Here is a 10,042-nt window from a genome sequence, read left to right on the forward strand (position 1 = left end):
TCCCGGCCCACATCGTCATGCCCCGCAACGCTTCCCGGGTCAAGAAAGAGGCAGTGGCGGCCTATGGAGGGCGCATCGTGTTCTGTGAACCCACCCTAGCCGCCCGGGAGGAGGCATGCGCCCGGGTCATGGCAGAAACAGGGGCTCGGCTGGTCCACCCCTACAACGACTACCAAGTGATCGCCGGACAGGGCACGGCAGCCCTGGAGTTTGTCGAGGAAGTGAAGGACCTGGAGCTGCTCGTCGCTCCGGTGGGAGGTGGGGGGTTACTTTCGGGCAGCGCCATCGCCGCCAAGGCGCTGGTGCCTACCCTACGGGTGATCGGGGCGGAGCCTGCGGGCGCGGACGACGCCTATCGCTCGTTCGTGAGCGGTGAGCTGCAGCCCCTGGGCGAACCGGTCACGGTGGCCGACGGGCTGCGCACGAGCCTCGGTACCCTTACCTTTCCCCTCATCCGGGCCTACGTGGACGAGATCGTCACCGCCTCGGAGGAAGCCATTGTGGCAGCCATGCGCAAGACCTGGGAGCTCATGAAAATCGTGATCGAGCCTTCCAGCGCCGTACCGCTCGCGGCACTTCTGGAAGGGCGCCTGCGAGCGGCCGGCCGCCGGGTGGGTATCATCCTCTCGGGCGGCAACGTGGACCTGGACCGATTGCCCTGGCAGGCTGGCTGAGCCAAGCCGGCAACACATTCCCGAAATTCTGTTTGGAAAATGTCCTGTTCCGCTCACCGTCGACTCCCCCCGTCACGCCGTTCTTTGGTGTTTGGCTAGGGTTCAGAGCGCGTTTGGGCGGACGGACCGATGTGTTAAAGTGTCGGCCAACCATGGTGAGTCGCGGCTGGTAAGCCCGATCGGTGGAGCACAAAGGCATGGGCGCATTTCCGGACCCGCTGGGAGAAGCCGGTTCCGCCGTGGTGTATAGATCGTGTCCGATCTGTGGAACGGATAATCGGCGGGTCGAAACGAATCGTTATTCCCGGGACGGATGGGCCCTCAAGGAGTGCGCTGGCTGCGGTTTGGTGTACCTCGAGAACGCGTTGAGCTACGCCGCTTTGACGACCCAGTTTGCCTGGGAGAAGACTTCTGCTACGGAAGCAGCGCGTCGGAAGAAAAGCCGCCCACTCAGATACGCGCTGAGCGCCGGCGCCAAGCGCATCAGAGCTTGGGTAAGACGAGACAAGCTCCTCGAGCTCATTCGGCTGTACGTGCCCCCGGCAAGCTGCTCGACGTTGGGTGCGGCGGGGGTGCGTTGTTCGAGAGGCTAGCCCCCTACTATCGCCCTTTGGCATCGAGATCTCGGAGCGTCTTGCTGCTATCGCCCACGAAGCAGCCGCGAGAAGGGAAGGCGAGGTTCTCCAAGGGGAAGCGCTCTCGCGCTTGCAGAGCCTGCCGGACGACTCTTTTTCTGGAATCGTCTTGAATTCTTTTCTGGAGCACGAAATCAACCCTCTGCCCGTGCTCCAGCAATGCAAGCGCCTATTGCGTGCCGATGGTGCGATGATCATAAAAGTGCCCAATTATGGGAGCCTGAACCGCAAGCTTTTCGGGGCCCAGTGGTGCGGTTTCCGCTTCCCGGATCACGTCAACTATTTCACCCCTCGCCACTTGTCCGATCTGTGCCGAAGAGCGGGCCTCGCGCCGGTGAGGTTCCGCTATCTCGATCGTCATCCTCTGAGCGACAACATGTGGCTCGTGCTGGGCAGGTGAGCCCGAGTTCGGCGTTGTCGTAAGCCTGCTGAGGCGCGGAAGCCGGGCATCGCCAGGAGTGGCGACGAAAAGGATCGAGCGGTGCGATGCGCTCGGTCGGGCTCTCGGCCCTAGAGATACAAGATGGCCGGAATGACCGTGGCGGCGATGACCCACACCAACCATTCCAGGTTATGGCGGGCGAGGAACCCGGTGTAGTGGGCGATGATGACGGCGATCGCCAGGATATAGTACAGGATGAACAGCACGGTTGCCTCCCCTTGCGCCGCCCATGAGGGCGCTTTGCTCAGCTATCGGCCGGCGCTTTGTTTACTGCAGGCCATTTTAACCAAGCAGCGCAAATTTTTGTGTCGCCCGCAAGGGGTAGGCCTGGGCGAGGGTCATTCGAACAGGTGCAGGATACCGTCTAAGCCCACGTAGTTGATCACGTAGGTAGCTTCCTGGCGCACCACGGGCTTGGCCCGGTAGGCGATACTCACGCCGGCCTCCCGTAACATCTTGAGGTCGTTGGCGCCGTCGCCCACCGCGATCACCTGGGCGCGCGAGAGCGCCAAGGTGTCCCGGATGCGGCGCAGCTCGGCTGCCTTGCGTTCCGCGTCCACGAGCTCCCCCAGGACCCGGCCGGTCAAGCGCCCGTCAGCGATCTCCAAGGTGTTGGCCGCCGCGTAATCGAAGCCGAGCCGGTCCTTGAGCCGCTCGGTGAAAAAAGTAAAGCCGCCCGAAACCAGCATAGTTTTGAGCCCCGCGCGCTTCACCTCCCGCAGCAGCCGCTCCGCGCCTGGGTTAAGCGTGAGTCGCTCGCCGTAGACTTGCTCCAGGGCAGTGGCGGGAAGCCCGGCGAGGAGCGCGACCCGGCGCCGCAAGCTTTGCGCGAAGTCCAAGGCGCCATCCATGGCGGCGGCGGTGAGGGCGGCCACCTCATCTTTTACTCCGGCGATGTCCGCCAGCTCGTCAATGCACTCGATGGCGATCAGGGTGGAGTCCATGTCCACGGCGAGGAGACCGAACCCGGCGAGCCGCTGCCCCGCGGGCACGTAACCCCAGTCGAGCCGAGCCGCGTCACAAAAGGGGCCTACTTCTTCCACCCGCCGGGCGCAGCATAGCCGGAACGCTTGGGGCGCCACCTGCTCAATGGAAGCAGCGCCAGTCATCTTCGCCAGCGCCTTGAGGTCGGGGGTTTCCACCTCCTCTCCCTGAATGATCAGGTGCTGCGTCACGCCAGTTCCTTGAGTAGGGCCTCTACGCGATCCGCCCGGGCGGCGAGATCGGGGAGCTTCGCCTCCACCCTGAGGGTCTGGGGGCCGCTCAGGCGGACCTCACGCCGCGCTTGGACGAGCTGGATGATGCGCGCCCCGTCCACGGGAGGATTGGGTACGAAATGCAGTTTGACGCCGTCGGCCGAGGCGTCGATGCGCGCCACCCCCAAGGGGCGGGCCAGGACCCGCAGGCGATGGCACAGGAGCAGCGCTCGCGCCGCTTCCGGCAAGGCGCCAAAGCGGTCCACCAGCTCTGCCTCCATGTCGGCAATTTCCTCCAGCGTCTCGCAGTGGGCGAGCCGCTTGTAGAGCACCAGCCGCTCATGCACGTCGCTGCAATAAGTCTCGGGCAGCAGGGCCGGCGTGTGCAGATTGATTTCGGTGGCGACAGAAAGGGGCTCTTCCAGGTCGGGTTCACGCCCTGCTTTGAGGGAGCGCACCGCCCGTTCCAGCATCCGGGTGTAGAGAGAAAAGCCCACTTCCTGCATCTCGCCACTCTGGGCTTCCCCCAGCACCTCCCCGGCACCGCGGATCTCCAGGTCATGCATGGCCAAATAGAAGCCGGCGCCCAGGTGCTCCATCATCTGGATCGCTTCCAGCCGCTTGCGGGCGTTCCCCTTGAGGGCGGCCTCGTCCGGCACCAGCAGGTAGGCGTAGGCCTGGTGATGGGAGCGGCCTACTCGCCCCCGCAACTGATGCAACTGGGCCAGGCCGAAGCGCTCCGCGTGGTTGATGAGAATGGTGTTGGCCGAAGGCACGTCGATACCGCTCTCGATGATGGTGGTGCACAGGAGCAAGTTGAAGCGTTGCTGGTAGAAGTCCCGCATCACCCGCTCCAGCTCCCGCTCTCGCATCTGGCCGTGGGCGACGCGGATGCGCGCCTCCGGTAGGAGACGGGCGAGGCGCTCGTGCATCGCCTCGATGGTCTCAATTTGGTTGTGCAGGAAATATACTTGGCCGCCGCGCTTAAGTTCCCGCAGCACCGCCTCCCGCACGATCCCGTCGGAGTAGCGGGCGACGAAGGTCTTGATGGCGAGGCGCCGTTCCGGGGCGGTGGCGATCACCGAAAAATCCCGCAGTCCCTCCAGGGCCATGGCCAGGGTGCGGGGGATCGGGGTGGCCGTAAGGGTCAACACATCCACCTCAGCCCGCAGCTGCTTGAGTCGCTCCTTCTGGCGCACGCCGAAACGGTGTTCCTCGTCGATGATGACGAGACCCAGGTTTTTGAACTTCACATCCCCTTGCAGCAGGCGATGGGTGCCGATCACGATGTCCACGCGCCCTTCGGCGAGCCCTTGCAACACCTCGGCTTGTTCCTTATCCGAGCGAAAGCGGGTGAGCTCTGCCACCTTCACCGGCCATTCCCCGAAGCGGTCGGAGAAATTGTTGTAGTGCTGCTCGGCGAGCAGGGTGGTGGGCACCAGCACCGCCACTTGTTTGCCGTCCATGACAGCCACAAACGCTGCCCGCAGGGCCACTTCCGTTTTGCCGAAGCCCACATCGCCGCAAACCAGGCGGTCCATGGGCCGCCCGCGGGTGAGGTCGTCGATGACGTCGCGGATGGCCCGGGCTTGGTCGGGGGTTTCCTCGAAGCCGAAGGCATCGGCAAAGGCCTCGTAGTCGTGCTGCCGGAGGTGGAAGGCGTGGCCGACCCGCGCAGCCCGCCGGGCGTACAGGTGGAGCAGCTCCGCTGCGGTGTCTCGTACCTTCTCGATCGCTTTGCGCTTGGCCTTATCCCACTGGCCGCTGCCCAATTTGTGCAGGGGTGCCGCTTCGGGCGGGCCGCCGGTATAGCGGGCGACGAGATGGAGATGGGCTACTGGCACGTAGAGCTTGTCGCCACCTTCGTATTCGAGCAGCAGAAACTCTGCGGCGCCTTCTCCCAGGTCCAGGGTTACCAGTCCCTGAAAGCGCCCCACGCCGTGATTCTCGTGCACCACCGGATCACCCGCCTTGACCTCAGACAGATCCCGCAGCACCGCGTCCACCGAAACCTGGCGCCGTGCCTCTCGCTCCCGCGCTCGTACATGGTCGGCATAGAGCTCCGCTTCAGTGACGAGCGCGAGCTGCGCGTCGGTCAGCACAAAGCCCTGGGCCAAGGGGCCGACGGCAAGCAGGCAGCGCTCGTCTCGCCGCAAGAACTCGCCGTAGCCGTCGCAGTGGGCTGGCCGCAGCCCGTGCTCTGCGAAGTAGCAGGCGAGCACTTCCCGCCGGCCAGGAGTCTGCGCCAGCACCAGCACGCGGCCCGGAAACTCGGCCAGGAAGCGCTTCAAGCGGTAAAGCGGGTCCTGGGCCCGCCGATCCACCGCCACGTCCGGCAGCGGAGCGGTGGCGCAGGCGGTGAGCCGCTTCTCCGACACGCCTGCGGCGTCCGCCTCGTGAAGGAGTTCCAGGCGCGGGAAGCGAGCGAGCGCGTTGAAGAACGCTTCCTGGGTGAGGAACAGGGTCTGCGGTGGGAGCAGGGGACGATCCCGGTCGCCGCGCAGCAGCCGGTAGCGGGCCTCGGTGTCGCGCCAGAACGCCTCGATGGCGCTGCCCACGTCTCCCCGCAATGCCACCAGAGCATCCGGAGGCAGATAATCGAAGACGGTAGCGACCTGATCGAAGAACAGGGGTAGGTAGTACTCGATGCCAGGCGGGGCGATCCCCTGGCCCACGTCCTTGTAGAGCCGGCTACGGGAGGGGTCCCCCTCGAAGGTCTCCCGGAATCGGGCACGGAAGCGCAGTTGTGCCTCCTCAGTCATGGGAAACTCCCGGGCCGGCAGCAGCCGCACCCGGGCGACTGGGTAGATGCTGCGCTGGGTGTCCACGTCGAAGGTGCGGATCGATTCCAGCTCGTCGTCCAACAGGTCCAGGCGATAAGGCACAGGGCTGCCCATGGGGAAGAGGTCGATCAGACCGCCGCGGATACAGTACTCGCCGGGGGAAAGCACCTTGGTCACATGGGTGTAGCCGGCCAGGGTGAGCTGGGCCCGCAGCCGCTCCCGATCCACGCGCTGGCCCTGGTGGAGGAAGAAGGTGTGGGCCGCCACGTATTCCACCGGCGCCAGCCGATAGAGGGTGGTAGTGACAGGTACCACCACGACTTCGCACTCCCGCTGGCTCATGTGGTAGAGGGTGGCAAGCCGCTCCGATACCAGGTCCTGATGGGGGGAGAAGCTGTCGTAGGGCAGCGTTTCCCAGTCGGGCAGCAAGTGGGTGCGCAGCTCGGGGCGGAAAAAGGGAATCTCCTCCGCGAGACGCTGGGCGTCCCGTGCGTCGGCGGTTATTACCAACAACAGCCGTCCGGGGGCGGCGAGCTCGGCGAGGGCCAGGGCATCGGCGGAGCCGGCGAGCCCAGTGTAGGCCGGCCGCTGGCCCGGTGCCGGTGTGCGCAGCAGGGATTCGAAAGAAGGCACGGCTTCGGAGCCGAAGGAGATCGCCAAGGGGGTGGTCAAGGGCAACGAGCTGGCATGGAAAGCGCGTTATTATACCTGCCGGGGTGAAGGCTCATTCGCCCTGACAAGGGAGAAGGTTCACGTGTTTAAGGACCGGGCGGAGGCCGCGCGCCTGCTGGCGCATCCGCTTACCGCCCATCGCGGCATGAACCCCCTGGTGCTGGCAGTGCCCCGGGGCGCGGTCCCCATGGGGCGCGTGATCGCTGACGCCCTGGGAGGCGAGTTGGACGTGGTGCTGGTGCGCAAGCTTCCCGCCCCGGGCAATCCGGAATTCGCCATCGGCGCGGTAGACGAGACGGGCTGGGCTTTCGTCGCCGAGTACGCGGCCCAGGTGGGCGCCACCCCTGAGTACATCGAGCGAGAGAAAACCCGCCAGCTCGCTCTCCTCCGGGAGCGGCGGGCGCGGTACACGCCGGTGCGTCCCCCCATCGATCCCCAAGGACGGGTGGTGATCGTGGTGGACGACGGCCTAGCCACGGGTGCCACCATGATCGCCGCCCTCGCCGGCTTGCGCCGTCGGGGACCGGCGCGGCTCGTCTGTGCGGTGCCGGTGGCGCCGCCGGAGGCGGTGGCGCGGGTGCGTCCTTATTGCGACGAGCTGGTATGCCTAGAGCAGCCGTGGAACTTCTACGCGGTGGGTCAGTTCTACGAACATTTCCCCCAGGTGGATGACCAAGAGGTGATCGAGGCGCTCGGCGGGACAGGGCCGCGCCCTTAGGGGACAGGGCTTGCGGCGGGTCACTACGCACTGCGCCGTTTGTCGACGCGCTTGCGGTCAGGCTGTAGCGATTGGGCGAGGGCGGCCCCCAACCGTACCATGTGCTCGATGACGAGCAGGCTGGCGACGGGAACGCAGACCTCTAGGCGCAAACCTGCCGCGTCCATCCATACCTCCAGGTGGCGTTCCGGGAGGAAATGCCCCTCTCCTGCGGGCCACTCCAGGAAAAGCCGCTCTAGGGTCTCGTCAAACGAAGAGGAGCCCAAGGCCGGGGACACGACGGCGAAGCGGCGACGGAAGCGGGGACTTCCCGAGGCCAGTTCGGCATGGCGGGCGAGAAAATCCCGACGGGCTCGTTGGGCCGGGTGCTCCTCTCCGGACCGCAGCCGCCCCAGCATGCGCCCGAAGGCGGTACAGGAAGGGGACAACCGCAGGCGATAGAGCCGGCGTCCTACGATGCACAAGACGGGTGCTTCGGCGCGTACGGCGGCGGTGGACCACCAAGCCCGGGCGCCGGTACATAGGCCGGTGGCGCCAGTCGTCTCTCCAAGACAGACAAATTCCCACTCGATACCGTCCCACTCGCCCCGGATCTTGAAGTCCCCCGGGTGAGGGAGGTCTTCCTGGTAGAACCATCCGCGGCTGCGCGCTCCCAGCCAGCGGCTGCGGCGCTCCTGCTGGAAACGGACGTCGGTGTGGCGCGACGCCCACCACAGGACCAGCGCGAGCCCGACCGCGGCCGCGAGCAGCATGGGCACGATGTGGCTCATCCGCTTCGCCTCGCCCACAGGGAGGCCGGCGTTGTCGGCCCTGTCGTGGAAACGGCACCCATCTTGCCCCAGAAGAGCCTGCCCCGGGGACGGCCCAGAGCGAGGCGGACAAGTTCGCAGTAGAGTTCCATGGCGATTCGTTCCCGTGGCCGTTCTTCCCACGGAACGAATAGCAGGATCGATGCCAGCAGAGGTGGGCGGAGAAGCGGTAACGCAAGAGGGGCGTTGCCGCGTCAGGCGTAATGGGCAGGACGAATCGCCACCGGGATGCGGCGCCGGCCGAACTGGCCTTCGAACGCTTCGAACCGTCCGGGAATGACGGCGCCGCACTGGGGACAGGACCCGTCGGGCTTGAGCTTGTAGGCAAGGATACGGTGCCAGTCCCGCACGATGAGGGGCGAGCCGCAGCCTGGACAATAGGTCGTGCCCCCTTCCACGTCGAACACATTGCCGGTATAGACGTAGTGCAGCCCCTCTTCCATGGCGATGCGGCGGGCGCGGGTCAGGGTCTCCGGCGGCGTGGGCGGCACGTCCATCATCTTGAAGTCGGGGTGGAAGGCGGTGAAGTGCAGGGGCACGTCCGGCCCAAGCGCCTTCATCACCCAGGCCGACAGGGCCCGCACTTCCTCGTCCGAGTCGTTCTTGCCCGGGATGAGGAGGGTGGTGATCTCGAGCCAAACGCTGGTTTCGTGCTTGAGATAGGTGAGCGTGTCCAGCACCGGCTGCAAGTGCCCCCCGCACAGGCTAAAGTAGAAGCTTTCGGTGAATGCTTTCAGGTCCACGTTGGCCGCGTCCATCTTGGCGTAGAACTCCCGCCGGGGTAGGTCGTGCATATAGCCCGCGGTCACCGCCACCGTCCTAATACCCCGGGCGTGGCAGGCATCCGCCACGTCCATGGCGTACTCGGCGAAAATCACCGGGTCGTTGTAGGTGAAAGCCACGCTCTTTGCTCCCACCCGTTCGGCGGCCAGGGCGATGTCCTGGGGGGAAGCCTGATCCATCAGCCGGTCCATGTCCCGGGACTTGCTGATGTCCCAGTTCTGGCAGAACTTGCATGCCAGATTGCAGCCCGCGGTGCCGAAGGAGAGCACCGCGGAGCCGGGGTAGAAGTGGTTGAGAGGCTTCTTCTCGATGGGGTCGATGCAGAAGCCGGAGGAGCGGCCGTAGGTGGTGAGGACCATGCGGCCGCCCACGTTCTGCCGCACGAAGCAAGCACCCCGCTGGCCCTCGTGCAGCTTGCAGTCCCGCGGACACAGGTCGCATTGGATGCGACCGTCGGGCAAGGCGTGCCAATACCGTCCCGGATATAAGGTGTCGTTCATCACGGCGACTGTTCCGTCTCTTTCCATTTGGATACTGTGTAGCGCCAGACGTTCACCCCGTGCGCCCAGAAGCCGAAGGGAAGCCCGGCCTTGCGCTTTAAGTGCTCGAGAAAATCCAGGGGCTCGGGCAGGCTCTCCCACACCTGCGGTAGGAAGGTGCTGCGGTGGTGCCCGTACTGAAACACGACCCCGTCGATCCCAGGGCGCAGCTGGGCGAGCAGCTCGGTCTGGGAGGAGGCGAGAAGGGGTTCCAGGGGCGAGAGCAAGGAGACCTCTACGCGGGTGTCGTGGAACTCCTCCCGCGCCAAGGGCGGAAAGCGAGGATCCCGGAACGCCGCCCCCAGGGCGTTCTCCCGCACGTCCTCGAACAGGGACCGCCGCGGCTCGAGGCTGCCTACGCAGCCCCGCAAGCTCCCTTGCCGCAGGAGGGTTACGAAGGTGGCACCCGGCTCGGCCAGGGCCTCCATTCCTTCCGGAACCTGGACGGCAAACCCCAGGCGCTCGGCGATGGCGCCGCGGGCGAGCTTGAGCAGCAGCGTCCCCAGCTCATTGGACATGTTGGGGCTCGGTGAAGGCGAAAGCGCCATATCCCACCACTCGCGCCCGGTCCCCGGCCGTGTCCCCCGAGTTGCGCAAGTCCAGGAGTCGAGCTTCCAACCCGTGCCGCTTGGCGGCGAGGAGCAGGGCGTCCACCGGGATGGCGCCGCAGGCCTGCTGGGGGGCGAGGTCATGCCGCAGGGCCAGGATGGCCCGGGCGGTGGCCGAATCCACCTGGCGGGCCACCTCGTAGGGAAGATAGTGGGAAAGGTCCGAGCTCACCACGATCAGGG

Annotated in this window: 10 protein-coding genes; 3 read left to right on the forward strand and 7 right to left on the reverse strand. The window is 65.8% G+C overall.

Annotated elements, in window-relative coordinates:
* Both V7Q81_RS11985 and V7Q81_RS11990 read left to right on the forward strand, forming a co-directional pair.
* On the forward strand, nt 1-674 hold a 674-nt coding region (locus V7Q81_RS11985; RefSeq protein ID WP_333843582.1), incomplete at its 5' end, for a pyridoxal-phosphate dependent enzyme.
* Between the two features lie 561 nt (nt 675-1,235).
* A complete protein-coding gene (locus V7Q81_RS11990) occupies nt 1,236-1,709 on the forward strand; it encodes a methyltransferase domain-containing protein (protein WP_333843583.1) in 474 nt (157 codons plus the stop codon).
* A gap of 110 nt (nt 1,710-1,819) precedes the next feature.
* On the opposite strand, the gene V7Q81_RS11995 is transcribed toward V7Q81_RS11990, so the two are convergent.
* From V7Q81_RS11995 to mfd, 3 genes are all read right to left on the reverse strand, one after another.
* Nucleotides 1,820-1,957 (reverse strand): hypothetical protein, encoded by a 138-nt coding sequence (locus V7Q81_RS11995; RefSeq protein WP_333843584.1) that lies wholly within the window; start codon nt 1,955-1,957, stop codon nt 1,820-1,822.
* A gap of 132 nt (nt 1,958-2,089) precedes the next feature.
* Entirely contained in the window at nt 2,090-2,926 is an 837-nt protein-coding gene (gene serB, locus V7Q81_RS12000; RefSeq protein WP_333843586.1) for a phosphoserine phosphatase SerB, read from the reverse strand.
* Nucleotides 2,923-6,384, reverse strand: coding sequence for a transcription-repair coupling factor (gene mfd / locus V7Q81_RS12005; protein ID WP_442954831.1), 3,462 nt, complete (start codon nt 6,382-6,384; stop codon nt 2,923-2,925). The genes serB and mfd overlap by 4 nt, the downstream gene beginning before the upstream one ends.
* Before the next feature lie 100 nt (nt 6,385-6,484).
* On the opposite strand from mfd, the gene V7Q81_RS12010 reads away from it, so the two are divergent.
* Nucleotides 6,485-7,120, forward strand: a complete 636-nt coding sequence (locus V7Q81_RS12010; RefSeq protein WP_333843589.1) for a phosphoribosyltransferase — start codon at nt 6,485-6,487, stop codon at nt 7,118-7,120.
* Between the two features lie 23 nt (nt 7,121-7,143).
* Here the strand turns inward: V7Q81_RS12010 and V7Q81_RS12015 are convergent, their stop codons facing one another.
* The 4 genes from V7Q81_RS12015 to amrB all read right to left on the reverse strand — a co-directional run.
* Nucleotides 7,144-7,890: a hypothetical protein gene (locus V7Q81_RS12015; RefSeq protein WP_333843591.1), complete on the reverse strand. Its 747-nt coding sequence runs from the start codon at nt 7,888-7,890 to the stop codon at nt 7,144-7,146.
* 233 nt (nt 7,891-8,123) lie between these two features.
* Nucleotides 8,124-9,212, reverse strand: a complete 1,089-nt coding sequence (amrS, locus tag V7Q81_RS12020) for an AmmeMemoRadiSam system radical SAM enzyme (protein WP_333843593.1) — start codon at nt 9,210-9,212, stop codon at nt 8,124-8,126.
* Nucleotides 9,212-9,769, reverse strand: coding sequence for an AmmeMemoRadiSam system protein A (amrA, locus tag V7Q81_RS12025; RefSeq protein WP_333843595.1), 558 nt, complete (start codon nt 9,767-9,769; stop codon nt 9,212-9,214). Before amrA ends, amrS begins: the two co-directional genes overlap by 1 nt.
* A partial coding sequence (gene amrB, locus V7Q81_RS12030; protein WP_333843597.1) for an AmmeMemoRadiSam system protein B occupies nt 9,759-10,042 on the reverse strand: 284 nt, incomplete at its 5' end. The genes amrB and amrA, both read right to left, overlap by 11 nt.

This window comes from Pelomicrobium sp. (assembly GCF_036803785.1).
GTDB lineage: Bacteria > Pseudomonadota > Gammaproteobacteria > Burkholderiales > UBA6910 > Pelomicrobium.

What these genes read in the sequence shown, in the direction of transcription:
- amrA (WP_333843595.1), bottom strand. Translation starts at nt 9,769, where the DNA reads ATGTCCAATGAGCTGGGGACGCTGCTGCTCAAGCTCGCCCGCGGCGCC.
- amrS (WP_333843593.1), bottom strand. Translation starts at nt 9,212, where the DNA reads ATGAACGACACCTTATATCCGGGACGGTATTGGCACGCCTTGCCCGAC.
- V7Q81_RS12015 (WP_333843591.1), bottom strand. Translation starts at nt 7,890, where the DNA reads ATGAGCCACATCGTGCCCATGCTGCTCGCGGCCGCGGTCGGGCTCGCG.